The organism is Niallia sp. FSL W8-0177 (genome assembly GCF_038006285.1).
Taxonomy (GTDB): domain Bacteria; phylum Bacillota; class Bacilli; order Bacillales; family Cytobacillaceae; genus Niallia; species Niallia circulans_A.
This window is the reverse complement of the sequence record NZ_JBBOUX010000001.1, coordinates 3,055,233-3,081,361: the sequence shown is the minus strand read 5'-3', so window position 1 is coordinate 3,081,361 and position 26,129 is coordinate 3,055,233. Positions and strand designations below refer to the sequence as shown.

The 26,129-nt window shown below is 35.5% G+C and carries 26 protein-coding genes; 19 read left to right on the top strand and 7 right to left on the bottom strand.

The window, feature by feature from the left end:
* The first annotated feature begins 28 nt into the window (after positions 1–28).
* Entirely contained in the window at positions 29–1,543 is a 1,515-nt protein-coding gene (gene arfA / locus NST77_RS15260; RefSeq protein ID WP_095330397.1) for an arabinosylfuranosidase ArfA, read from the top strand.
* A gap of 99 nt (positions 1,544–1,642) precedes the next feature.
* On the opposite strand, the gene NST77_RS15255 is transcribed toward arfA, so the two are convergent.
* The 5 genes from NST77_RS15255 to NST77_RS15235 all read right to left on the bottom strand — a co-directional run bounded on the left by NST77_RS15255 (position 1,643) and on the right by NST77_RS15235 (position 5,173).
* Entirely contained in the window at positions 1,643–2,389 is a 747-nt protein-coding gene (locus NST77_RS15255) for an amino acid ABC transporter ATP-binding protein (protein WP_095330398.1), read from the bottom strand.
* Positions 2,390–2,404: 15 nt separating this feature from the next.
* Positions 2,405–3,064, bottom strand: coding sequence for an amino acid ABC transporter permease (locus NST77_RS15250; RefSeq protein WP_095330399.1), 660 nt, complete (start codon positions 3,062–3,064; stop codon positions 2,405–2,407).
* A 72-nt stretch (positions 3,065–3,136) separates the two neighbouring features.
* Positions 3,137–3,913, bottom strand: coding sequence for an amino acid ABC transporter substrate-binding protein (locus NST77_RS15245; protein WP_123258189.1), 777 nt, complete (start codon positions 3,911–3,913; stop codon positions 3,137–3,139).
* A gap of 351 nt (positions 3,914–4,264) precedes the next feature.
* Positions 4,265–4,861, bottom strand: a complete 597-nt coding sequence (locus tag NST77_RS15240) for an MEDS domain-containing protein (RefSeq protein ID WP_123258188.1) — start codon at positions 4,859–4,861, stop codon at positions 4,265–4,267.
* Between the two features lie 120 nt (positions 4,862–4,981).
* The gene (locus NST77_RS15235) at positions 4,982–5,173 is read right to left on the bottom strand and encodes a hypothetical protein (RefSeq protein ID WP_095330402.1); all 192 of its coding nucleotides are present in this window, start codon (positions 5,171–5,173) and stop codon (positions 4,982–4,984) included.
* Positions 5,174–5,427: 254 nt separating this feature from the next.
* Between NST77_RS15235 and NST77_RS15230 the strand changes: the two genes are divergently transcribed.
* The 7 genes from NST77_RS15230 (at position 5,428) to NST77_RS15200 (ending at position 12,186) form a co-directional block, all read left to right on the top strand.
* Positions 5,428–6,585, top strand: a complete 1,158-nt coding sequence (locus NST77_RS15230; protein WP_095330403.1) for a GNAT family N-acetyltransferase — start codon at positions 5,428–5,430, stop codon at positions 6,583–6,585.
* Positions 6,586–6,754: 169 nt separating this feature from the next.
* Positions 6,755–7,942: an aminotransferase-like domain-containing protein gene (locus NST77_RS15225; RefSeq protein WP_163187847.1), complete on the top strand. Its 1,188-nt coding sequence runs from the start codon at positions 6,755–6,757 to the stop codon at positions 7,940–7,942.
* A gap of 140 nt (positions 7,943–8,082) precedes the next feature.
* The gene (locus tag NST77_RS15220) at positions 8,083–8,616 is read left to right on the top strand and encodes an NADPH-dependent FMN reductase (protein WP_095258633.1); all 534 of its coding nucleotides are present in this window, start codon (positions 8,083–8,085) and stop codon (positions 8,614–8,616) included.
* A gap of 150 nt (positions 8,617–8,766) precedes the next feature.
* Positions 8,767–9,363, top strand: a complete 597-nt coding sequence (locus NST77_RS15215) for a nitroreductase family protein (RefSeq protein ID WP_095330405.1) — start codon at positions 8,767–8,769, stop codon at positions 9,361–9,363.
* 129 nt (positions 9,364–9,492) lie between these two features.
* Complete coding sequence (locus NST77_RS15210; protein WP_095330406.1) at positions 9,493–10,218, top strand: DsbA family oxidoreductase; 726 nt, start codon at positions 9,493–9,495, stop codon at positions 10,216–10,218.
* Positions 10,219–10,465: 247 nt separating this feature from the next.
* Positions 10,466–11,179, top strand: coding sequence for a GntR family transcriptional regulator (locus NST77_RS15205; protein ID WP_123258185.1), 714 nt, complete (start codon positions 10,466–10,468; stop codon positions 11,177–11,179).
* Positions 11,180–11,418: 239 nt separating this feature from the next.
* Positions 11,419–12,186 carry a MerR family transcriptional regulator gene (locus tag NST77_RS15200; RefSeq protein WP_163187845.1) on the top strand — a complete coding sequence of 256 codons (768 nt, stop codon included), beginning with the start codon at positions 11,419–11,421 and terminating at the stop codon, positions 12,184–12,186.
* A 61-nt stretch (positions 12,187–12,247) separates the two neighbouring features.
* Here the strand turns inward: NST77_RS15200 and NST77_RS15195 are convergent, their stop codons facing one another.
* The gene (locus tag NST77_RS15195; protein WP_235973355.1) at positions 12,248–13,708 is read right to left on the bottom strand and encodes an MFS transporter; all 1,461 of its coding nucleotides are present in this window, start codon (positions 13,706–13,708) and stop codon (positions 12,248–12,250) included.
* A gap of 153 nt (positions 13,709–13,861) precedes the next feature.
* On the opposite strand from NST77_RS15195, the gene NST77_RS15190 reads away from it, so the two are divergent.
* Positions 13,862–14,332 carry a MarR family winged helix-turn-helix transcriptional regulator gene (locus tag NST77_RS15190; RefSeq protein WP_095330409.1) on the top strand — a complete coding sequence of 157 codons (471 nt, stop codon included), beginning with the start codon at positions 13,862–13,864 and terminating at the stop codon, positions 14,330–14,332.
* An 18-nt stretch (positions 14,333–14,350) separates the two neighbouring features.
* Here NST77_RS15190 and NST77_RS15185 read toward each other — a convergent pair whose 3' ends face one another.
* On the bottom strand, positions 14,351–14,998 hold the full coding sequence (locus tag NST77_RS15185; RefSeq protein ID WP_163187843.1) for a GntR family transcriptional regulator: 648 nt from the start codon (positions 14,996–14,998) through the stop codon (positions 14,351–14,353).
* 162 nt (positions 14,999–15,160) lie between these two features.
* On the opposite strand from NST77_RS15185, the gene NST77_RS15180 reads away from it, so the two are divergent.
* The 10 genes from NST77_RS15180 to NST77_RS15135 all read left to right on the top strand — a co-directional run bounded on the left by NST77_RS15180 (position 15,161) and on the right by NST77_RS15135 (position 26,118).
* Positions 15,161–15,466, top strand: a complete 306-nt coding sequence (locus NST77_RS15180; protein ID WP_095330414.1) for a metal-sensitive transcriptional regulator — start codon at positions 15,161–15,163, stop codon at positions 15,464–15,466.
* Between the two features lie 12 nt (positions 15,467–15,478).
* Complete coding sequence (copZ, locus tag NST77_RS15175; RefSeq protein WP_095330411.1) at positions 15,479–15,685, top strand: copper chaperone CopZ; 207 nt, start codon at positions 15,479–15,481, stop codon at positions 15,683–15,685.
* Positions 15,686–15,767: 82 nt separating this feature from the next.
* Positions 15,768–18,200, top strand: coding sequence for a heavy metal translocating P-type ATPase (locus NST77_RS15170; protein WP_171509909.1), 2,433 nt, complete (start codon positions 15,768–15,770; stop codon positions 18,198–18,200).
* Positions 18,201–18,293: 93 nt separating this feature from the next.
* Positions 18,294–18,419, top strand: a complete 126-nt coding sequence (locus NST77_RS15165) for a hypothetical protein (protein WP_095330412.1) — start codon at positions 18,294–18,296, stop codon at positions 18,417–18,419.
* A gap of 232 nt (positions 18,420–18,651) precedes the next feature.
* The gene (locus NST77_RS15160; protein WP_341122637.1) at positions 18,652–19,911 is read left to right on the top strand and encodes an IS110 family transposase; all 1,260 of its coding nucleotides are present in this window, start codon (positions 18,652–18,654) and stop codon (positions 19,909–19,911) included.
* A gap of 634 nt (positions 19,912–20,545) precedes the next feature.
* Positions 20,546–20,806 carry a hypothetical protein gene (locus NST77_RS15155; RefSeq protein WP_341123166.1) on the top strand — a complete coding sequence of 87 codons (261 nt, stop codon included), beginning with the start codon at positions 20,546–20,548 and terminating at the stop codon, positions 20,804–20,806.
* 659 nt (positions 20,807–21,465) lie between these two features.
* The gene (locus NST77_RS15150) at positions 21,466–22,344 is read left to right on the top strand and encodes an AraC family transcriptional regulator (RefSeq protein ID WP_163187841.1); all 879 of its coding nucleotides are present in this window, start codon (positions 21,466–21,468) and stop codon (positions 22,342–22,344) included.
* 109 nt (positions 22,345–22,453) lie between these two features.
* Positions 22,454–23,971, top strand: a complete 1,518-nt coding sequence (locus NST77_RS15145; protein WP_123258181.1) for an alpha-glucosidase/alpha-galactosidase — start codon at positions 22,454–22,456, stop codon at positions 23,969–23,971.
* Between the two features lie 37 nt (positions 23,972–24,008).
* Positions 24,009–24,767 (top strand): extracellular solute-binding protein, encoded by a 759-nt coding sequence (locus tag NST77_RS15140; RefSeq protein ID WP_341123165.1) that lies wholly within the window; start codon positions 24,009–24,011, stop codon positions 24,765–24,767.
* A 46-nt stretch (positions 24,768–24,813) separates the two neighbouring features.
* Positions 24,814–26,118: an IS91 family transposase gene (locus NST77_RS15135; protein WP_083967595.1), complete on the top strand. Its 1,305-nt coding sequence runs from the start codon at positions 24,814–24,816 to the stop codon at positions 26,116–26,118.
* Positions 26,119–26,129 lie beyond the last annotated feature (11 nt).

Below are 26,129 nucleotides of genomic sequence, written 5' to 3'. Positions count from 1 at the left end.
AATACATCGGAAAAGGAATGAGAGAATTATGACTGAAAATATCAAAACTGCAAAAATGGTAATCGATAAATCTTTTAAAATATCGGAAATAGATTCCCGTATTTATGGCTCGTTTATAGAGCATTTAGGACGGGCGGTTTATGGAGGTATTTATGAGCCTGGACACCCTTCTGCGGATAAGAATGGTTTTCGTCAAGATGTAATCGAGTTAGTTAAGCAATTACAAGTTCCTATTGTGCGATATCCGGGAGGGAATATGGTATCTGCTTATAATTGGGAAGATGGAGTAGGACCAAAGGAAAAACGCCCGCGAAAATTGGAACTAGCATGGAATTCTATCGAAACCAATGAAGTAGGTACAAATGAATTTTTTGAATGGGCAAAACAAGTGAATTCGGAAGTAATGATGGCTGTAAATCTTGGAACGCGCGGCATTGATGCAGCCCGTAACCTTTTAGAATATTGCAATCTACCAGGAGGGACCTATTGGAGCGATTTGAGAAAAGAACATGGCTATAAAGACCCGCATAATATTAAAGTTTGGTGTTTAGGTAACGAAATGGATGGTCCATGGCAAATTGGTCATAAAACTGCCTATGAATATGGAAGACTAGCTGCCGAAACAGCAAAAGCAATGAAAATTGTAGATCCAAGCATTGAACTTGTAAGTTGCGGAAGCTCCAATACAGCGATGCCAACATTCCCTGAATGGGAAGCCACCTCATTGGATCAGACATATGATTACGTTGAGTATGTATCACTGCATACGTATTATGGTAATAGAGACAATGATACAGCGAATTTCCTCGCAAAATCATTAGATATGGATGATTTTATTAAAACAGTTATTGCAACCTGTGATTATATTAAAGCGAAGAAGAGAAGTAAGAAAAAACTTCATTTAAGCTTTGATGAATGGAATGTATGGTTTCACTCGAATGATCAAGATAAGCAAATAGAACCTTGGAGTGTAGCGCCACCACTTTTAGAAGATGTTTATAATTTTGAAGATGCATTGCTTGTAGGCAGTTTATTGAATTCTTTAATTAACCACTCAGATAGAGTTAAAATTGCTTGCCTTGCCCAATTAGTTAATGTTATTGCGCCAATAATGACGGAAACAGGTGGAGGGTCTTGGAAGCAGACTATTTTCTATCCATACTATTACACATCTGTTTATGGGCGTGGAACAGCAATCCAAGCGATTGTAGACTCACCAAAATATGATTCGACAGATTTTACAGATGTACCATATTTAGATCAGTCTATTGTCTATAATGAGGAGAAAGAGGAGCTTGTCATCTTTGCTGTTAATAGAAGCTTAGATAATCAATTAAATGTAGAGGTAGATATTAGGTCGTTTGAAGGATATTCCATTGTGGAGCATATAGTTCTTGCAAACGATGATCCTAAAGCAATTAATACACTTCACCAGGAAGCAGTTAAACCTGTTGCTTTTCAAGAATCTTATATGGAAAATGGCAATTTAATACTCATTCTGCCAAAAATGTCTTGGAATGTTATTCGGTTGGGAAGGAAGTAGTAAAAAAGGCAGGAAATTTAGAATTTTTAAAAAATAAAGTTGTGGTAATCAGCCTTAGACAGAAGAAACATCGCTTTCCAAGGGAGAGCGATGTTATTATTACTTCAAATTTCGACTCAAAAAAGCTTTTGTTCGAGGCGATTGTGGGTTTGTAAATAGGTTGATTGGCGGACCAGACTCTTCAATGACACCGTTGTCCATAAAGATGACTTTATTTGCTACTTCTTTGGCAAACCCCATTTCGTGGGTAACAACAACCATCGTCATTTTTTCTTTGGCTAAGTCTTTCATAACCTCCAATACTTCTCCAGTTAGTTCAGGATCTAATGCAGATGTCGGCTCGTCAAACAGTAAAATTTCTGGTTCCATCATTAATGCTCGAGCAATTGCCACACGTTGCTTTTGTCCTCCAGATAGTTTAGCAGGATAGACATTAGCAAAATTAGATAGACCAATTTTTTCGAGGATCGTCATACTTCTTTCTTGAAGGGAAGAAGCAGCTTCTTTCTTCACTAATTTTGGTGCAAGCTGAATATTGTCTTTTACAGTAAGATGTGGGAATAGATTAAAATGCTGAAAAACCATTCCCATTCTTGCTGTAATTTGTTTGACTTTTTGCTGCGGAGCATATATTCCATCTTTCACTAATTCGTCTCCAGAAACACGAATCGTTCCTCCATCGATTTTCTCTAAATCGACAAGACATCGGAGCATTGTGCTTTTTCCAGAACCAGAGGGACCAATAACAGCCACAACATCATTGTTATTGACATTAAAGGTAATCTCCTTCAACACTTCGACCTTATCGTATGATTTTTTTATATTCTCTATTTCAATGATTGCCATAAGTATCCGTCCTTCTTATTCAAATTTAAATCTGCGCTCCAGCCATTTAAATAATGCTGTTAATAGCAGGGTCATGATGAGATAAATAATTCCAGCAATGAAAAAGGGCATAATCGTAAAATCACGGTTTACTGCCGTTTGGGCAAAGTGCAGTAACTCAGGTACAGCAACAGCATAAAGCAAGGCTGTATCCTTCACTAGTGTGACAGATTCATTTGCTACAGCAGGAAGGGCAATTCGAAACATTTGTGGTAAAACAACGCGTGTGGTGGTTTGCCATTTACTTAAACCAAGCACTTGAGATGCTTCATACTGACCTTTATCAATTGCAAGTAAACCTCCACGGAAAATTTCGGCAAAATAGGCTGCATAATTCAAAATAAATCCTAAAGAGGCAGCGACAAAACGATCTAGGACTAAATATTCTCCAATTCCTGGAATCATTGGTAACCCAAAGCATATAAACAATAATTGCAGCAATAGCGGGGTACCGCGCATGATGTAAATATAACAGCTTGCCAGCCATGCGATTGGCTTGATGCTAGATCGGATGGCGAGTGTTAACAGGAAACCTAGTGGAATGGACACTACAATAGCAATAAGAAATAATAGGACGGTTGCTTGGGCTCCTTCTAACATTGGTTTTAGTATGGATATAATATAATCAACTGACATTTCTATTCCTCCAACAAAACAAAACAGGGTTTCGGAAAGAAATCCTGTTTTGTTTACGATTCATTTGCGATCTTAATTTAATACTTTATTTTCACCAAACCATTTTTCGGAAACTTCAGCGGCTGTGCCATCTTCATTCATCTCATCAAGTGCTTTTTGAAGCTTCTCTAATAATGCTTCGTTTCCTTTTTTAACCCCAATTCCGTACTCTTCTGGAGCAAGTGATTCATCAAGGATTTTAAAGGAATCTTGTTCTTTTGTCATATAGTAATCAATAACAACTTCATCAATGACAACTGCATCTAAACGACCTGACTTCAGATCATTTAATGCTAATACGTTATCGGAAAACTCGGTAACTTCCTTAATTTTTGATTTAATAGGACTACTATTTAATGCATCGGATGCAGAAGAAAGAGATTGGAGACCAACAACTTTTCCTTTTAAATCATCTAATTTGGTTATTTTTGAGTCCGCTAATGTTACAACAACTTGTGTATTTTTTAAATAGGGCTTTGTGAAAAGAACTTTTTCTTTCCGTTCATCAGTAATAGTATAGCCATTCCAAATTAAGTCAATCCGACCGCTGCTTAATTCTGACTCCTTTGTTTTCCAATCAATTGGTTGAAATTCAACTGACATATTCATTTTTTTTGCTGCAGCTTTTGCATAATCAATATCAAAGCCGACAATTTCATTATTGTCATCTCTAAACCCCATTGGAGCAAATTTATCATCAATACCAATAACTAATGTATCTTCCTTTTTATCTTTAGAATTGTTGGAACATGCTGTAAAAACGAAAAATACAGATGCCAAAATAACTAAATTAATTGCTAAACGTTTCATCTTGCGAAAGCCACCTTTATAAATTATGTTTTCAGTACAATAAATCTATAAAACTAAAAAATCCTTTAGTTCGATAATATATTAGAGTGATAAACTAATGTATAAAATTTACCATACCAAAAAAGAGGTTGTCAATAAAATAATTTAACATATTAGTAGAGTAAAGGATTTCGTGGTGAAATATGTAAAAAGTTCGTACGAGCTTTTGGAGTCTAATGGGAATTATAGAGATCAGATTTAAAGTTTAATAGAAGTAAAAGATTGCAGGAAGAGGAATGGAGAATATGAAGGAGTAGGAGCAATTAATAAAGACTGTAATGGCTCCTACTCCGCTAAACGATTGATTACGTATCAATCAAGTTCAATTGTCGGTTTTTTATAAAAGGGTGTATCTGTTATGTATTTTTTTGATGACATAAGCTTATCACCTTTTAAAATATAAGGATGAGTCTCGTGTAAGATAGTTTCTAAGGCATTTGGAATTTTCCATTCTTCATACGCACAAATTAATGGAAAGGAAATATGGTTGAAAGCGTTATCAACTATTTTCTCAAAATTTCCGATTAAATGAAAAGGCTCTTCCATCGTTGCCCATTCTACATGTGCCCATGAGCGAAAGGGAATACTTTGATCCAGATAAGGCTGAACCATTTTATTAAAATAATCTGTAATAGCTGATGGATGATAACTTCCACTTGAAAAGTAAAAATCTAAGCTATTTACATAATGAACCTGTTTTAATTGCGTGGATGTAAGTTTGGTTTTTAATTGTTCGAATATCCTTTTGAAATTTCGATCATTATCGATAAGGATTACATATTCTCTTGCTTCGATACCAGCATAAATAAAGGGAAGGACTTCTTCCATATAGTTTCGCATGCTTGTATAAAGGAATAAAACATGTAATCTTTCCTTCCCTTCAAGAAATTGCTTCTTTTTATTTTCCAATTATGCACCTCTTTATTAAAGAATAATTCCATTATAGAGGATTTTCATGGAAAGATACTGATTAAATAGGAAAAATAGTTAAATAAATGGATAAGATGAACATCTCACAGTTTGACAAAATTATCGTACTTTTTTCCACTTAAGAGAACCGCAGCCGTTATGAGGATGTGTGCTGGGATAAACTTTGTTTAATGTTTCTTTTAATTCAGGAATAGAGAGATTTTGTAGCATTTCAGAGGAGAGACCGCTACTGCAAACAATCTTTTGGATCAATATATTTTTAACGGTTTTCGATTTATCATAGTAAACCATTTTATATCCTCCTATTAATAAGTGAATTTGAGTGCACTAGAATAATAATTATTAAGTTTGCCGGAACTTTCTTTTATTATATAACAAATAATCGACTATTCATAGTGGTTAAGAAGGAATTAAAATAAACAATCGTATTTTTTTGTATGGCAAAATTTCTATTGAGGCGAGTGGAACCATTCGTTATAATAGGACAAAAGGATGAGAAGATTGAGAATTTTGAGTTTTTTCAGTATAGAAAAAGAGGTGTCTTAATGGGGGATTATCAAATAATATTATTTGACTTAGATGGTACGATTTCAGATCCTAAAGAAGGAATAACAAAATCTATTCAATATGCCCTACAAAAGCTTGGAAAAGAAGAATCTGATTTACGTAAACTAGAAAGATTTATTGGACCACCTCTACAAGAATCATTTATGGAATATTATGGTTATACTCAAACGATAACGGATCAAGCCATTTCCTATTATAGAGAGAGGTTTACGCAGTTAGGAATGTATGAAAATGAACTATATCCTGAAATTATTCCATTACTTGAAAGCTTAAGAGCAAAAGGCTGTATTATGATTGTGGCAACTTCAAAACCAACTATATTCACAGAAAAGATTTTGAAGTATTTTCAAATAGAAACGTACTTTACCCACATAATCGGAAGTAATCTGGATGGTACTAGATCTTCGAAAACAGAAATAATTCAATACATATTAGATTTGTATCCTGCGTATAAGCCTGAAGAGTTTGTGATGATAGGAGATCGGGAACATGATATTATTGGAGCGAACAATGCAGGAATAGATTCAATCGGTGTTACTTACGGCTATGGGTCCTATGACGAGCTGAACAAAGTACAGGCAACATTTATTGCAGGAAGTATTTCTTCCTTAAAGGGTATCTTAATAGATAGGAAGCGAAAAGAGCGGATAAGGCTTGTGACAGAAGAAGATGCTCCGATTGTTCATAGACTAATGCTAGAAGCATTTGAAGATTATCGTTATAGCGAGGTACCTTCTAGTGCACTAACGGAACCAGCTGACAAATTTCTTTATGCTCTTAAAAATGGAACAGAGCAAGCAATCATATGTTGGATAGATGATGTTCCCCTTGGTTCTTCTCGTCTGCAGCTTCAAGATGATTCTCTCTATTTTTCCAGACTTTCTGTCATTCCGTCAGCAAGAGGGAAAGGAATAGCTAAAAAACTGCTAGCTTGGATAGAAGAATATGCCATCCAAAATGGCAAGCAGAAAGTAGTATGCAAAGTAAGAGCGAATGTCCTGAAAAATATCCAATTATACGAAAAAATAGGATTTGTTATAACAAAAGAAGAGACAGCTCCTAATCCTAATGGGCTGTCAGTCAAAGCGGTAACGATGGAAAAAAGGATAACAAAGATCACTCCATCCAAAATATAATTTTCTTTATAAGGCTATTCTCTATAGAAGAGAATGGCTTTTATTTTGCCATTAATCACTATTATCTTAAAAAACAATATATTCAAGAGTAGAACATTACTCTATAATAAATGAATATACTGAAAATTCCGCCTAATAGGAAGAGGGGAATAGACATAAGGAGGATAAAATGAATTATAAATTTGCTAATCGAATAGAAAGAGTAATGCCATCAGCTATTCGCGAATTATTGAGATTAGGGGGAGATCCAGCAATTATTTCATTTGGGGGCGGATATCCGGACCCAGAAATTTTTCCTATTGAAAAATTAAGAAAGGTATATGATCAGGTTTTGCAAGAAGATGGAAAATTAGCGCTTCAATACACAGAAACAGAGGGGCTGACGTCATTAAGAGAAAAGCTCGTAAGTCGAGTAAAAAAGATTGGGATAAGCTGTAGTGTTGATAATCTTTTTATTATTCAAGGAGGTCAGCAAGGTTTAGATCTTGCAGCTAAAGCATTTATCGATAGAGGAGATATCATAATTACAGAGAATCCGACTTTTCTAGGAGCACTTGCTGCGTTTAATCCATATGAACCGGAATATGTAGGTGTTTCGATGGATGAAAATGGGATGCGCATGGATGAGCTTGAAGCAGCATTACAGAAGCATCCCAATGCAAAGCTTATTTATACGGTTCCTGAATTTCAGAATCCTACAGGTGTGACAATGAGCTTAGAGAGAAGAAAGGCCCTAGTAAGCTTAGCAAATAAATATAATGTGGTTATCGTAGAGGATAGTCCATATCGGGAATTACGTTATGAAGGGAAGGATCTGCCAGCGATTAAAAGTTTTGATACAGAAGGAAGAGTGATTCATATTGGCAGCTTCTCAAAAATTCTTAGTCCAGGTCTCCGTCTAGGTTGGTTAATAGCTAATCGCGATTTAGTGGAAAAACTAAGCCTATTGAAAATGGCTTCTGATACACAAAATTCAACCTTAAATATGTATGCAGTGAACCGATTTATGGATATGTATGATTTAGATGAACATATTGTCCATATTCGTGAAACGTATAAAGAGAAAAAAGAAGTAATGTTTCAAACATTACATGAAACTTTTCCTCCTAGTATCATCTATACGAATCCACAAGGAGGATTGTTTACATGGCTTACTTTTCCAGAGCATATCGATACAAAAATACTCATGCAGGAACACAGTTTACCAATCGCTAAAGTGGCCTATGTTCCTGGAGAGAGCTTTTTCCCTAATAAGCAAGAGAAAAATCATTGCCGAATAAATTATTCTTATATGTCAGAAGAAAAGATTATAAAGGGAATTACAAATTTGGGGGAAATAGTCAGGGGCATTTGCTAGAACTTTTAATTAACATAAGGTACAAGTTAGTTACTTTTAATAACTTTTTGAATAATAGTAAGTGTTTTTGCTTGCAATTAAATAATCTCAGTATTAGGATAAAAAATGTAATAATATTTTAAAAATTTGGAGGTTGGATGATGAAAATTGGAATTATCTTAGGCAGCACTCGTCAAGGAAGAGTAAGTCCACAAGTTGGGGCATGGGTAAAGGAAATTGCTGACAAGCGTGGCGATGCCGAATATGAAATCGTTGATATTGCCGAATTTAACTTACCGTTTTTAGGTGCAGCTGAAGGACAAGAGAATGTTGCAGCATGGAATGAAAAATTAGCAAGCCTTGATGGTTTCGTATTTGTTGTAGCGGAATATAATCACAGTATTTCTGGCGCATTAAAAAATGCATTAGATTCTGCAAGAGAAGCTTGGAATAATAAAGCAGCAGGAATCGTAAGTTATGGATCCACAGGTGGTGCACGTGCAGCAGAACATTTAAGAGGAATTCTGGGCGAATTACATATTGCAGATGTTCGCGTTCATCCTACCCTTTCACTATTTACAGATTTTGAGAACTTTACAACCTTTAAACCAGCACCTCTACATTTAGAAAATATGAATGCGATGCTTGACCAAGTAGTCGCTTGGAGCACTGCATTAAAAACCATTCGTGGATAATGCAGTACAGAGAGTAAGCCTTTTAAAGACTACTCTCTTTTTCGAGAAATATCGAAGAGGTAAAGCCTTGTAAAATTTTTTAGAAGTCATTTTAAGAATAAGACAAATGGGTAATATATAGAAGAAAAAAATTTTTTACTGGAGGAAAAAATGAGTGCATTTTTAGAAGCAATAAAAAATCGTCGTTCCTATTATGGTATAAGCAAAGAAGCTGTTGTGTCGGATGAAAAAATCCAAGAAATAGTAAATGAAGCTGTGCTACATACGCCTTCTTCCTTTAATTCTCAAAGTTCAAGAGTGGTGATTTTATTACAGGAACAGCATGATAAACTATGGGATATGACAGCAAGTGAGTTAGAAAAAATTGTTCCTGCCGAGAATTTCTCTTCTACAAAAGAAAAAATAAATTCTTTTAAAGCAGGATATGGAACGATTTTGTTCTTCGAAGATCAGGAAGTGATAGAAGGACTACAAAAACAATTTGCCCTATATGCTGAGAATTTTCCCGTTTGGGCTAATCAAACAAATGCCATGCACCAATTAGTCATTTGGACAGCTCTGGAGGAAGTGGGATTCGGAGCTTCTTTACAGCACTACAATCCACTTATTGATGAGGCAGTACAAGGGGAATGGTCGATACCGCCTTCTTGGAAGCTTGTCGCCCAAATGCCATTTGGCAAGCCATTAGCAGAACCAGGAGAAAAAGAATTCAAGCCATTAGAGGATCGTGTGAAAATATATAAATAAGCCTGAAGGACTCCTGTAACAGGAGTTTTTCTATTGGTAAGAGATGGGCTGTGTGACCTAAAGCAAAATAGAAGTAATATTTCTATTGGTGTGATAGGATTATAGGATCATTATGAAGAAGGTGAAAAGATGAAAATCGAAGTATGGTCAGACTTTGTGTGTCCATTTTGTTATATAGGAAAACGCCGTTTAGAGATTGCTTTAGAGCAATTTCCTTATAAAGATCAAGTAGAAGTTGAATTTAAGAGCTTTGAATTAGATCCAAATGCTGAAGTCTACACTGGTAAAAGTATTCATGAAGCACTTGCTGGTAAATACAGAATGAGTATCGAAGAAGCCAAAAATGCTAATAACAATGTTGGAAGTCAAGCTGCAAGCACAGGCTTGAAATATGACTTTGATAATATGAAACCAACCAATACATTTGATGCCCATCGACTAACAAAGTATGCGAAAACGCTTGGAAAAGATAAAGAGCTAACCGAGCAGTTATTGCATGCCTACTTTACAGAAGGAAAACTAATTAGTGATCCAGATACATTGGTGGAAATAGGGAAATCAGTAGGATTGGAAGAGGAAGCTCAAAGACAAGTATTGGCTGATTCCACAAGCTTTGCTAATGATGTTAGAATAGACGAAGCGCTTGCTAGCCAAATCGGAGTATCTGGGGTCCCGTTCTTTGTAATCAATCAAAAATACTCTGTTTCTGGTGCGCAGCCTACAGAGACTTTCGAACGAGTGCTTGAACAAGTGTGGCAGGAAGACCATCCAGTCCCTAAATTTCAAGATCTTTCAGGAACAGATGCTGAAGGTGCTATTTGTACAGATGACGGTTGCGAAATTCCGAAGAAATAACCGATATTCGATAAGAATAAAAATAGAGAAGAGCAAGGGATAGTCGTATAAGAGACGGCTATCTCTTTTTGCTGTTTTTGAAGGCATTTTGAAAATAAGTATACGTTTTATAAAAAATGTACTATACTATAAATAGATATACTAAGGGTTAGTTTTAAAAGTATAGACTTTTAAATATAAATGTTTATAATTAAAATGGCGAATAACATATTTAGAATTATTTCTTCTTAATTAAGGTGGCTCGTGTATGAACAAGTATGAAGCAATTGCAGTCGAAGTAAAACGTCGAATTAAAGAAAATTATTACCCATTAGATCATCCAATACCGGATGAAATATCATTATCTAAAGAGTTTTCTTGCAGTAGAATGACAATGAAAAGGGCATTGGATAAACTAGTGATGGAAGGGCTGCTCTATCGAAAAAGAGGGCATGGAACCTTTATTGTGCAATCGGCTTTGCATACTAGCAGAGTAAATGTGTTAACAAATGAAATAACTGGCCTCTCCAAGCTATTGGATGGCGAAAAGATCGATAGTAAAATTATTAAATTTGAAGTCCATTTTCCTTCAGAGGAGGTTGCAGCCCATTTAGCGATAGATATTAAAACACCTGTATATTATATAATCAGATTAAGATCTGTAAATAATGAACCATATGTTTTAGAAATTACTTATATGCCAACGACAGTTATTACGGGATTAAATGATGATGTGTTATATGGATCGGTTTATGAGCATATTACTAAAAGATTAGGGTTAACAATAGCAGGGTCACATCGCAAAATAAGAGCATGTAAATCAATAGAATTAGATCATGAACATCTGGAATGTGAATTAAATGATCCAATTCTGGAAGTAGAGCATGTAGGTTATTTAAACAATGGTGTACCATTTGAGTATTCCTTTTCCCGTCACCGTTATGATAAATTTGAAGTAACAACTGTAAATTTAAAAAGATAAATTGATGGCTAACACTATAGGGGGAAATTTATTTAATCCGTTTTAATATCATTGGATACAAACAAGGGGAATGACGAAATCCTTTTCTCTAACTAATTAAATGAAAGATTGATTGTCTTTAATCAAAAAAAGTAGTTATCCTTCTATGTGATAACTACTTTTTTGTTTAAGTATGAAAAAAACTATTTGCATTAACGTTACGTTAATCTTTTATGATGGAATCGTCAGGAGATGAAAAGATGGAATATACCGTACAGGCATTAGGAAAGTTAGCGGGAGTAAGCACAAGAACATTACGATATTATGATGAAATTGATCTTCTCAAGCCGGCGAGAATCAATTCATCAGGATATCGAATTTATGGGCAAAAAGAAGTAGATAGATTACAGCAAATTCTTTTTTATCGCGAATTAGATGTTCCATTAGAAACAATAAAAAAAATGATGGCTTCCCCTTCTTTTGACGTCAAAGAAGCGTTAAAGGAGCATCACGAAAAACTTCTGGCAAAGCAAAAACAGTTAATACAATTGATTGGAAATGTCGAGAAAACGATGAAAACACTGGAAGGGAGAATGACAATGTCTGATAAAGAAAAGTTCGAGGGCTTTAAGAGTAAGCTGGTTTCTGATAATGAAGCAAAGTATGGGACAGAAATACGAGAAAAGTATGGCGATGAAATTATCGACCAATCTAATGCGAAACTCATGAATATGACTGAGGAAGATTACCGCCATATGATAGAGATAGAAAATAAGCTTTTTTCCACTCTTAAAGAAGCGCTAAAAGAAGGAAATCCTGCTGGGAAAACTGCTCAGAATGCTGCTGATTTACATCGCCAATGGCTAACCTTCAATTGGCCAGAATACAAGAAAGAGGCACATGCGGGACTTGCTGATATGTATATTGCTGATGAACGATTTACGGCATATTACGATAAAGTGCAAGTAGGTGCGACAGCGTTTTTACGTGAAGCTATTTTAATTTATACCGGTATGGCTTTTGATTAATAGCTAGTTAATGAAAAAAGCTCCTTGAAAAAATCAAGGAGCTTTTTTACCAAGTTATCGATTAAGAAGCGTTTCGAACTTTTTTTTCATCCGCTTTGCGCGATGCAGTATATCTCCAGCCGGTGAGAAGCAAACCAATGAAGCAAAGGCTGCTGGATACAAGAAATACGACATGCATACCGCTAAGAAAAATATCAGGTCTACCAGGAATCAGGGCGGTTACTCGGTATCCTGCTTTCATGCTCATAACTGAGAATAATATGCTTGTGGCAAGAGAAATACCAACAACCATTCCTAAGTTTCGAACAAGTGAATTAATACTTCCAGCTATTCCTAACTGCTTTCGCTCAACGGTTGACATAATGAGCGAATTGTTAGGGGATTGGAAGAGACCCGAACTTGCTCCAAGCATAATGATCCACAAAGCAAGGTTAGTTATAGAACTTCCTTCATGAAGAAATGTTAGGCCAATTTGTGCAACAATCATTACTAATAATCCAGCAAAAGTAATGGCCTGTCCACTAATTTTGTCCGATAATGAGCCGCTAATTGGAGCTACAATGGCCATCGTAATCGGAAAGAGCATTAGAATATATCCGGAATGTAATGCAGACATCCCAAGAATGTCCTGTGTGTAAAATGGTGATAGGATATTAAAACAGAAGTTAGCAATGAAAACAATAAAGGCACAAAAAATACTAATAGAAAAAAGTGGATTTTTAAAGATCGAGAGCTCTAGCATTGGGCTTTCTCTTCGATATTCCACCATGACAAAACTGATGAATGCAATCAAACCGATTAGGATAGAAGCAATAATCATCCAGTTGTTGTAGCCATATTGCTGACCAAGCAGTAAGCCGCCGATAAGGAGAATAATCGCAAGGCTGAATAATATACTTCCAGCTACATCGATTTTTGTCTTAGTTAGTGTCATATCTTTAGGCAAGGTCTTCCATGCTAGCGATATAGCAATAATACCAATTGGGATGTTAATCCAGAATATGTATTCCCATCCTAAACTCGAAATAATAATTCCCCCTAAGCTTGGTCCAGTAATACTTCCTAGAGAGACAAAGGTACCAATAAGACCTAGGGCTTTTCCTCTTTCCTTAACTGGAAAAATTTCCGTCACAATCCCTTGGCTATTTGCCATTGTCATAGCTGAACCAATTGCTTGGATAATTCGAGAAAAGACTAAAAAAGCAAGCGAACCACTCAAGCCACAAAGAAAAGAACCAATAATAAACAGAACAGATCCCCATTTAAAAACTTTGATTTTCCCAAAGACGTCCCCCATTTTTCCGAAAAAAAGGATAACGGTACAAATGGTTAGTAAATAACTAATCACAATCCATTGAGAGTTAGCAAAAGCAAGGCCTAATTCTTTTGAGATAGTCGGAAGCGCAATATTAACAATACTCGCATCGAGCGTCCCCATAAATGTGAATATATTTAAAACAATAAAAATGAGCCATCGGCGTTGATGACCTTCGTTTTTATTTTCAGTTACAGAAGCATGCAAATAATCACCTCATTTATTTAGTTGCATAAGCAACTATTATTGCTCTATTTTAAAATAAGTTAGTTGCATAAGCAACTATTATTTTGTATGCTACAATCAGTGATTTTAGTGTTCGCTTTTCAAAGCGAAACTATCCGAGGGGGGAGGAACATAGTGAGCGATATACCAATTGGAAGGATTATATCGATGATTCACAGGCAGAATCAGAAATTCCTTTCGAAGGAATTAAAACCTTATGAAATAGGAAATGGTGGGCAGCAAGCTTTTTTGAAAACAATTATTGCAAAACCAGGAATTAATCAAGACGAACTTTCCACTGTTTTAAAATTTGATAAAGCAACAACAGCTAGAGCGGTAAAACATCTAGAAAGCGTGGGATATATTGTTAGGCATACAGATGATAACGATCGGCGTGCCAATAATTTATATCCAACTACAAAAGCAATGAACATTTTTCCAGAGATACAAAAAGTGCTAGAAAGATTAAATAAAGAGATGACGAAACATCTAACGGAAGAAGAGGAACAGCAATTACTTTCCTTACTAATGAAAATTTACCCAGAATTAAGGAGTAATATGGTGACGACGAAGAAAGAAAAAAATGTGGAAAAAGAGGGGGAATAAAAAATTCCCCAGCTACTTTCATTGTTCTGCTAAATATTCGACCAAGCTTAGCCAATTATTCTCGATTAAGGTTGGAAGCAGGGAGGTATTTCCCTTTTCTATACATGCAATAATCTCTTGATGCTGTTCGATCGATTTTTTCCCATCAATAGTATTAAACTTTAATAATTCTAATCGCCGAATTTTAGGAAGAAGTCGTTCTAGAGCGATAACTATTTCTGGATTTTGAGATGCCTCTAAAATAACGGCATGAAATTGGTCGTCTTTTTGGATAGCTTTATACTTATCCTCAGATTTGAGTGCCTCACTAAATTCGTTATTAATGACCTTCATTTTTTCGACCTCGGTGGAAGACAAAGTAATAGAAGCTAATTTAGCTGCTAATGCATGGAGGGCGGCAACGACTGTTAAGGCATGCATTGCTTGGTCTACTTCTATTAGGCTGATAATGGTTTCTGATCCTGGAGAAGTTACAATTAATCCTTCATCCTCCAATTTTTTGATTGCTTCTCGTACAGGGGTCCTGCTTACACCAAATTGTTCAGCCAGTGCCTTATCGTTAATTTTTTCCCCTGGTGTTAATTCAAGATGAATGATTGCTGATTTTAACTGTTCGTATACTTGATCTCTTAATGATTGACGTGGGATTTGCCTAATACTTTTCATAGCAATAATATATCATAATTTGGTTATATTAGAGAAAAAGAGTATTTTTCACTAATTTGTCATACTTTTTCGTTTACATTTATACTATACGGGGGTATGATATAAATATAAGATGAAATATGGAGGAAGGGGGTAGACTTATTGGAGAAGAATGAACAAGGAATGGACAATTGCCATATTACGAGTGACCGAAAAAGTCATCATTCAGATAAAGTAAAGCAAAATTTAGTCACTAGGCTAAATCGGATTGAAGGCCAGATTAGAGGCATAAAAGGGTTAATTGAAAAAGATACGTATTGTGATGATGTTATTACGCAAATTTCTGCGACTCAATCTGCTTTAAATAGTGTAGCAAAGATTTTATTAGAAGGACATTTAAAAAACTGTGTTGTGGAACGTATCCAAGAAGGCGACATGGAAGTAGTCGACGAGGTGTTAACAACTATTCAGAAATTAATGAAAAAATAAGGAGTGTTTTAAATGGAAAATGTAACATTAACAGTAGAGGGCATGTCTTGTAATCATTGTGTTAAAGCGGTAGAAGGAAGCGTAGGAGAGCTTAGTGGAGTTTCTGCTGTCAAAGTTCATTTAAAAGAAGGTCTAGTTGATGTTTCATACAATGAAAATGAAGTAACTCTCGACACGATTAAAGAAACAATTGATGAGCAAGGTTATGATGTAAAGTAATTTAAAGAGGAAATGTGCTGTTTTTTGCACATTTTTATTTTCAATAAAATATACCCTATATAGGTATAAGGAGTTTTGTGATATGGCGGAACAAAGTGTCATGAAAAGTAAAGAGCAAGTAAAGGAACAAACCTTTGAAATTACGGGAATGACTTGTGCTGCTTGTGCAACTCGTATTGAAAAAGGATTAAATAAAATGCAAGGTGTAGAGAATGCTACTGTAAATTTGGCGCTGGAAAAAGCGACAGTTAAATATAGGGAGGATGAACTCTCCCCAAGTGAAATTAAAGAAAAAGTGGAAGGGTTAGGTTATGGAATTGTTACGGAAAAAATTGAATTAGACATTTCAGGAATGACCTGCGCAGCATGTGCAACAAGAATTGAAAAAGGACTTAATAAAATGGCCGGGGTGAATAAAGCAACCGTTAATCTGGCTTTAGAAAATGCCACGATAGAATATAACCCAGCAACTGTTGTACCTGATGAACTAATTGGTAAAGTAACAAAGCTTGGTTATGGGGCAACGAAGAAAGAATCCAAACAAGCATCCATCAATCAAAAAGAAGCAGAATTTAAGAGACAAAAACGAAAATTTATCTTCTCGATGATTTTATCACTGCCTCTTTTATGGACAATGGTGGGCCACTTTTCCTTTACTTCGTTTCTGTATGTTCCAGATTTATTAATGAATCCATGGGTCCAAATGGCGCTGGCAACTCCTATTCAATTTTTTGTCGGGAAGCAGTTTTATGTAGGGGCATATAAAGCATTGAAAAATAAGAGTGCTAATATGGATGTTCTAGTTGCACTAGGAACTTCCGCAGCCTATTTTTATAGCGTTTATTTATCCTTTGAGACACTTGGACATTCTGGTCACCCTGTAGGGCTTTATTTTGAAACAAGTGCGATTTTGATTACCTTAATTCTATTAGGTAAATTATTTGAAACCAAAGCAAAAGGAAGATCTTCTGAGGCAATAAAAAAACTAATGGGGCTTCAAGCGAAAACAGCGGTTGTTATTCGCAATGGGGAACAAATGGAAATACCGCTTGAAGAAGTCGTGGCTGGTGAGATGCTACTTGTAAAACCAGGTGAAAAAATCCCTGTTGATGGAGAAATTATTGAAGGGCAGTCAGCCATTGATGAATCCATGTTAACGGGAGAGAGCATTCCAGTTGATAAACAGGCGGGGGACACCGTTATTGGTGCCACCATAAATAAAAATGGCTTTTTAAAAATAAAAGCAACAAAGGTTGGCAAAGAAACCGCGCTTGCACAAATCATTAAAGTGGTTGAAGAAGCACAAGGTTCTAAAGCGCCCATTCAGCGTTTGGCCGATCATATTTCTGGTATTTTTGTGCCTATTGTTGTGAGTCTTGCGCTGATTACTTTTCTTTTCTGGTATTTTATCATTACACCTGGTGATTTTGCGGAAAGTCTCGAAAAGCTAATCGCCGTTTTAGTTATTGCTTGCCCTTGTGCATTAGGGCTTGCGACTCCAACATCTATTATGGCTGGATCAGGAAGAGCGGCAGAATATGGGATATTATTTAAAGGTGGGGAACACCTAGAAATGACCCATAAAATTGATACGATTTTATTAGATAAGACAGGAACTGTAACAAATGGAAAGCCAATCTTAACAGATATAGTAACGGAATGGCAAGAAGAAGAATTACTTTCGTTAGTGGGAGCGGCGGAAAGCAAATCCGAACATCCCCTTGCAGAGGCGATAGTCAAAGGAATTACAGAGCGAGGGATTGTTCTGCGAGAAACTGCAGACTTTGAAGCAATCCCAGGCTACGGAATCCGTGCAAATGTGGATGGCCGTGAACTATTAATCGGAACACGCCGATTAATGGATCGTTACCGGATAAATGTCGGGAAAATTCTTCCGATGATGAAAGACCTGGAATCCCAAGGGAAAACAGCGATGCTTGTAAGTGTTAATGGCAAATATGCTGGACTTCTGGCTGTAGCCGATACGATTAAACAAACTTCTAAAAATGCCATTAAACGATTAAAACAGATGAACATTGATGTCATGATGATTACAGGAGATAACCAGCAAACAGCGGAAGCCATCGGACGACAGGCAGGAATTGACCATATTATTGCAGAGGTATTGCCAGATGGAAAAGCAGAAGCTGTGAAAAAACTACAGCAACAAGGAAAAAAAGTGGCAATGGTTGGAGATGGAATCAATGATGCTCCTGCACTAGCATTAGCGGATATCGGGATGGCAATTGGAACAGGAACTGATATTGCCATGGAGGCAGCTGATATTACACTTATCCGTGGAGATTTACAAGCTATTGCAGACAGTATCTTAATCAGTAGAAAAACGATAACAAATATTAAACAAAATTTATTCTGGGCTTTTGGCTACAATACGCTTGGAATCCCAATTGCGGCAATTGGTTTGCTTGCGCCATGGCTGGCTGGTGCTGCAATGGCTTTTAGTTCCGTATCTGTTGTGCTAAATGCTCTTCGCTTGCAGCGTTTAAAACTGTAAGAGTAAAACAATTTTCTATTTGCTTCATAATCTTTGCCACTTTATCTCATACTAGAATAGTACGTAATTATTTCTAGCGGGAGGTAATGAATAATGGCGAAGCAAAAAAAGTCTGAAGTAAATAACCAATGGGCAACTGCTAATACAGAAGTTACAAATAAAAAGCAGCATAAAACAGCAACAGATAACCAGTGGGCTTCAACTAATAAAAAGCAATAAAATTTGATGAAAATAAACATACTAAGATTAGTGGGTAAGGTCATCGACGGATGACTTTGCCCACTATTTTTCTTTTTTAAGTTATAGTGAGAAGGGAAAGAAAGCTCGACCAGCCTCAGGGATCTCGAATCCGAATGATAAACGGAGCTTCTTCACTTTCATTTTTGAATCAGCTTTAAGTATGTTGGGGCCAAGGAGCTCGTGTATAGGAAATTGGAATCGAAATGAAAAAGTGAAGATCTTTCAAAATGATAAAGAAGAGAGAGGAAAAACATTGGAATTAATTATTGCTTTAGATATTTCTATGGGGAAAAGTTACAAAGTCTTATATGACGGTCAAACATGTCTTTCAGAAGGGGAAATACTTCACAATAAGTTTGGGTTTCAAGCATTACTGGAAGAGATTCATAGCCTTCCAGAAGAACCTAAAATTGTTTTCGAATCAACTGGTATATATTCGAAGCCAGTGGAGACCTTTTGTCAGAAAAACAATTTAACCTATTTCTTATTAAATCCTCTGGAAGCCAAGAAACAACTAGAACAGGGAACACTCAGAAGCTGGAAAACAGACAAACATGATGCCCATAAATTAGCACAAATTCATCCATTTGTGGATCGATCAGAAAAAGTACAACAACCTGAAATTTATACAGAACTTCGTGATCTTTCGCGCTTTTATCAAGAAATAGAAGGACAAATAAAACATACTCGGATGTACTTGCACCATGCACTTCAAGTAAGCTTTCCGGAGCTTGAACGATTCTTTTCCAGTAGAGTAACACCTTATGCTTTAACACTAATAGAGTTATTTCCACATCCTGAATTAGTATTACAGACAAGTAGAACCAAGATTAAAAATTTATTGATGAAAACTACGCATAAGAAGATATCAGAAAATCGAGCTATGGAGAAGGCGAAGTTGATCATTGAATACGCGCAAGAATCTTATCCAGCTGTTTCACCAGATAGTGTTCCAACTCAAAAAGTTCAATATTATGCACGACAACTTCTTCATCTATTAGAGGAGAAAAAAATGGTTTCCGAACAATTAATTGTGAAGGCCCGACAACTTTCGGAATTCCAGTTATTTACTAGCTTCCCTGGCATTGGGGAGATTAGCGCAGCACTCCTTATTGGTGAGATAGGCGATCTGTCACGCTTTTCTAATCATAAAAAAGTGAACGCCTTTATCGGCATAGATATTAGAAGGTATCAATCTGGTAAATATGCAGGTCAAGACCATATCAATAAACGTGGAAATCCAAAAGGACGAAAAGTCTTATATCTTATCGTTAAGAACATGATACGCCAACAAAAAGCTGCCCCCAATCATATTGTGGATTATTATTATAAATTAAAAAAGCAACCTCAGGCCAAAAAGGACAGGGTTGCCACTGTAGCTTGCATGAACAAGCTATTGAAATGTATCTATTCCATGGTCAGGAACAATACAAAGTACGAATACTCGTACACGGTCTCTAAGGACCAATAACACATAAAAAGTATACCACACAATACCTCAGTTTGAAAAATTTAATAGAATAGCTGAGGTTATTTGTCATGCTCAAAAATAGTACTATCAAGTTCAAATATTTTTTTATAACTACTTGACTAATCGTAGGAAAGAGGTTGGAACAAGTCTCTTTAAGTAAAAAAAGTGAAGTCGCCGGGTGTGATTTCACTTTTTTTACTTACTCTAAGAATTTTTTGCAAAATATTACCTCTTAATGAATAGCACGCAGCTATTAAAGGTTAGATCAGTTTTATTTTTAATATCTTTTCGTAAACAAGTAATTGCATTAAGTAAAGAGAGAATAAACTCTTATCTGGTATAATATTGAAGAATGATCCTATGAAGAATGGATATAGATCAAGCGAAGAAAATTTTTTAGATTCGTCTCATTAAATAATTTATCTAATCTTAAAACTTCCTATTTTTCCATATCTTAGATATAAATTTTTTTGAAATAATAAAAAATTTACATGATTAAGATTTTTAGTGGTGAATTTATAGAAAAAATTGTTTTTAAATGCACTTTTAGGTAAAGGAGAGGTATAGTTTTAATGATGTTAAACCCAGATGAAGAAAAAAAACAAAAATTAAAAGAAATTGATCGACAACTACCTTGGTATTTAAGAAGTGGTTGGTCCATATTTTTTGGCTTGATATTTCCACCACTTTTATATATTTAAATTTAAAAAAGTTAGATAAAGAAACATTAGAAGATCGTTTAATTTGGGCTACATTAATTCTTTCAATATGGTTTTTGAAATTATTACCAAGGGATAATGTTTTTTCAATTATCCTTATATTCATAGCTTTTGCTTTCTCAGCATTATTAATAGTTATTAAATTTAGTGGAGGGCATTTAAAGGATAAAAAGTAACTATAAAATGGAGTAATACATTGATAAAACGATTAGAGAGATTCTATTGTACGTAGAGATTATGAGTGAATAAATAGAAATATCATTTTATCTAAAGAACAGGTAGTTTTTTTGGGGGATATTTCCGTAAGAAATAAATAGAACTCCAATTGTTAAGAAGGGCATATGTGCTTCCTATACAATTGGAGTCTTTTTATGACTTTCACATCTGCTTTAAAGATATATTTTGTCTTATAAATTGATTCATAGATTCCAATGTAAAATAACTAACTATCTTCCAGTCATTGATTCTATTTACCATTTATTTTTTTGATTAAGACGAATTTCGTTCATATTCAGGTAAATTCCGTCTTTAGACGTTTAGGAAATAACGAGAAAAATAGCTTGATAAAGATAATTATTCAAATACTTTGTAGCTACTTCTGGAACCTATCCGTTTAGTATATTCTTTTTGTTCTTCCCATTTTTTATTCACTATTAGCTTATGATTCCCTTTTCTTTTTTAAGTTAGGATAAAAATAAGGATAAAGGGAAAATTTAAAATTTTCTAGAAATAATTAGCGATTTAAATTTAAAAGAATTAATAAGCATAGAAAAACAGCTTCAAAAGGTAACTGTCTGTCTTCTTTATTTAAAAAATAATGAGGGAGGAATACATAATGATAAACTCAGGTAGTTTATATCAAATTAGTAGCAGTAAAGGTTACCATCCTAAGGTTACTGCTTATTACTTCAAAGAGTGGGATGGATTTTATATGGCCTATCATACGCATTCTTCTATGGAAATTATGTATGTTATATCTGGTGAATGCCGGGTGGAGGTAGAAAGGCAAGATTTTCAAATGAAAAAGCACCAATTTATATTTATTGATAGTGATGTACCCCACCGTTTGATTGTTGAAAAAAATAAGCCTTGTAGAATGTTGAATTTGGAATTCGCATTAACTGAAATGAATCGTACATTTCCTCCTATTAATGAGCTTGCAGAAGAAAGCAAAGAATTACAAGAATTACTAGTAATGAAAGAGGCCTATCATTTTTTGAAAGATAGAAACGGTGTTTTTCACTCATTAAGAAATCTAGTGTTGGAGTTAGACAGTCAGATGAATGATACAAGCGACAATTATTTAATGGTTCATATACTTTTTACCCAGTTATTATTACTTATTGCAAGAAATGTAGTACAAGCTAAAAATGAATCCACACAGCTATCGAATCCATATTTAAAAAAGGTAATTGAATATCTTCATGAGAATTATGATTATGATATAAGAATAGAGCAGCTGTCTGCTATTACTCACCTTCACCCTAACTATATCCATCGAATTTTTAAGAAGGCAATGGGATGTACCATCATTGATTACTTAACCAAGATTAGAATAGAGAAAGCAAAAATGCTTATTACACAAACGGATATACCGATCACGAAAGTTGCTAGTTTTATTGGGATGAATAGTAGTCAATATTTTAGCAAGGTATTTAAAAAGCATATTGGTATAACTCCTTCAGCGCTAAGAAAGAAGGGGATCATAGACTAAATTTTAACAGGTTAGAATAGTACACAAAAATCTAAAGAAGAGATGAGATTTTTTAAAGCGTTTACATTTTGCCGATGTTAACATAAATATAACGAAAAGGAGGGTTAAAATGGCATTTAAAGTTACATTTATAGGCGCTGGAAGCATTGGTTTTACTAGAGGTCTATTAAGAGATTTACTCTCTGTACCAGAGTTTAGAAACATGGAAGTATCTTTTACTGACATAAATCAAGATAATTTGGCTATGGTAACGCAACTATGCCAACGTGACATTAATGAAAATGGTTTGAAAATCACTATTCATTCTACCACTAATCGCAGAGAAGCGTTGTTGGGTGCAAAGTATATTTTTAATGTGGTTCGTATTGGAGGACTGTCTGCATTTCAAAAAGATATTGAGATACCATTGAAATACGGAATAGATCAATGCGTTGGTGATACATTAAGTGCTGGCGGAATTATGTATGGTCAACGAGGAATAGCTGAAATGTTAGAAATTTGCAAAGATATTAAAGAGGTGGCAGAAGAGGATTGTCTTCTATTAAACTATGCAAATCCGATGGCGATGATAACATGGGCTTGTAATAAATATGGTGGTATCCGAACTATTGGCTTATGTCATGGTGTACAAGGCGGGCATAGACAAATCGCCAATGTATTGGGAATAGACAAAAATGACCTTGATATTATTTGTGCTGGTATTAATCATCAAACTTGGTATATCAAGGTGAGCTATAAGGGACAGGATCAAACTAGTAAACTATTGACTGCTTTTGAAAATCATCCAGAATACAGCCAAACAGAAAAAGTAAGGATTGATATGCTACGCAGATTCGGTTATTACAGTACAGAGTCCAATGGGCATCTCAGTGAGTATGTTCCATGGTATCGAAAAAGACCAGAAGAAATAAGGGAATGGATTGATTTAGGGTCATGGATTAACGGAGAAACTGGAGGGTATTTAAGGGTTTGTACAGAAGGGCGCACTTGGTTTAAAACTGATTTTCCTAATTGGTTAAAGGATCCTGCTCTTGAATATAAACAAGAGAATAGAAGTGAAGAGCATGGTTCCTATATTTTAGAAGGACTTGAAACAGGGAGAGTGTATCGGGGCCACTTTAATATGGTTAACAATGGAGTTATTTCAAACCTTCCAGATGACGCAATTATCGAAGCACCAGGCTATGTAGATAGAAATGGTATTAATATGCCTCTAGTTGGAGAATTACCACTCGGATGTGCAGCAGTATGTAATGTGAGTATTTCGGTACAACGATTGGCAGTGGAAGCTGCAGTGAGTGGGGATGATCAATTATTACGTCAAGCGATGATGATGGATCCACTTATTGGCGCGGTTTGTAATCCGAAAGAAATATGGCAGATGGTTGATGAATTATTAGTTGCGCAAGAAGAATGGCTTTCTCAATATTCAGAAGCAATTGCAGAAGCGAAAATTAGATTAAAATCTGGTAATCTTTTACCAACAAAAGAATATCGAGGAGCCGCAAGATTAAAAGTAAAAACAATTGAAGAAATGGAGAAGGATAGGGAAGCTGCAAATAAAAATGCAGGGGAAGCAGATAAAGCAAAAGAACGCCCCGTAAGTAAGCAGATAAAGGAGTTATAGTTTAGTTAACGGTAACTATAAGTTGGGAGGTAACTAGATGAAAATTAGTAATCCAATTAAAAGTGGGATTTGGATACTTTTAGTTATGTTTATTGTAATCGGTTGCAGCAATAATAGTACTTCCAGTGGTAAAACCAGTTCAGGAAATGGAAAATCAATTCAATTAACGATGCAAGCATGGGGAAATCCTGCAGAATTAAAAGTTTATCAGAAAGCAATTGATGGGTTTATGGATAAAAACCCTAATATTAAGGTGAAACTAGTTCCAGTTTCAAGTGATCAGTATGATCAAAAGCTAATGACTTCTTTACAAGGGAGTAAGGGGCCAGATGTGTTTTATGCACATGAGCCAACTATGCCGCAAATGATAGAGGCAGATGTGGTACAACCATTGGATGATTTTTTTAATAGTGAAGCAAGTTATGTGAACTTAAAGGAGTTTCCTGAAGGATTATTTGGTCCAGCAAGACAAGACGGAATTACCTATGGAGTTGCTCCAGATGCAAACCCGATGGTTATCTATTATAATAAGACCATTTTTAAAGAGGCTGGTCTAAAAACGCCACAAGAATATTATGAGGAGGGCAATTGGAACTGGGATACATTTATTGAAGTTACTAGTAAGATTAAGGAATCCGGAAAAGAAGGATTGATTATGGAAAACTGGCAGGGGCATTGGTATAGCTGGATTTGGTCAAATGGAGGAAGAATCTTTGATCAAAAAGGTAATTTTGTATTACCAGAAAATGAGAAAGCGAAGGAAACCTTTCATTTTTTAAAAGATAAGAAAGTATAAAAATTTGGGTCTACCACAGTCATTTAAGCTGTGGTATTTTCATTTTATGGAGACCAATATATTGAGAAGAATATTTTTTGATAAACACCAACATTGGGAAGCTTTCAAAAGAAAACACGGTGCTAAAATCCGCCCTATCGTAATTAAGGAGGTTGAGAAATTTCGAGATTGTGGGGATATCAAAAATGGATTTAAGTTATTTGTGTGTGAAGGTTGTCATGATGTGCGAAAGGTTCCTTACCGATGTAAAGGTCGATTTTGTACCACGTGCTCTGTTGGAGAAAGTGAAGAATGGAGTAGGTTACTTACTGAAGATGTTCTTCAGGTTAATCATCGGCACGTAATTTTTACGATTGATGAAGGACTAAGAGATGTATTTCTCCTTCACCGACATCTATTAAAAGATTTAATGGATGCTTCTGCAAGACTACTTACTGACTTCTTCAAAAAGAAAGCAAAGGTAACACCTGGGATTATTGCTGGACTCCACACTTTTGGTTCAAGGGTCAACTTCAATCCTCACGTACATATGTTAGTTACAATGGGTGGATTAACAGAAAAAGGAGAATGGAAGCAGTATGATTTCTTGCCATTTACGATGCTTCGTAAACAATGGCAAACGGTCGTATTAAAATTAATTAGAAACGGAGTTTCACCAAGAGAAAAGAAAAGAATCCAACCAAGACTTCAAAAGGCGTTCACCAATAATGGCGAAGGCTTCTATGTGTATGCACCTAAACAGAGGGGAAAAATAAAAGAACAACTTCGTTATATTGGCCGTTATATTCGTCGACCAGCGATTGGAATCAATCGGATTGAGGCATATGATGGGCAATTCGTTACGTTCAAATATAAGGATAAAACTGACGGAAAAGACAAATCCGAAACCGTAAGTGTCGAAGAATTTATTTCACGTTTAATTCGCCATATCCCAGACGAGCAATTTAAAACTATTCGGCATTACGGTATGTATTCAAGAAGATCAAAAAACTTGTGTAAAAAAGTGTTGAGTACTTGGCAACAAAAAGCAAGACGTTGGGTTGTAAAAGTTAAGAAAACCTTACGTCGCCAGACGTGGCGTGAAAGAATAGTAGCCAGTGGCAAGAAAGACCCTCTCGTTTGTCAGAGGTGTGAATGTTACTATGAATACAAGGGAGAAGTCTGCCTTGAAAATGGTAAATTAGAAATAAAGGTAGCCTTATGCAAAACTACAAGAGCTTATTTAGAAAGGATGATTAACGATCTCACCGGTATCAAAAACCCGCAAAAAGGGAAAGAAAAAGAAGAAAAACATAAGCCTAAACCAGTCCAAGCAACAGAGCGTCAGCTATGTTTGTTTGGCGTGTCATGAGAAAGAAGAGA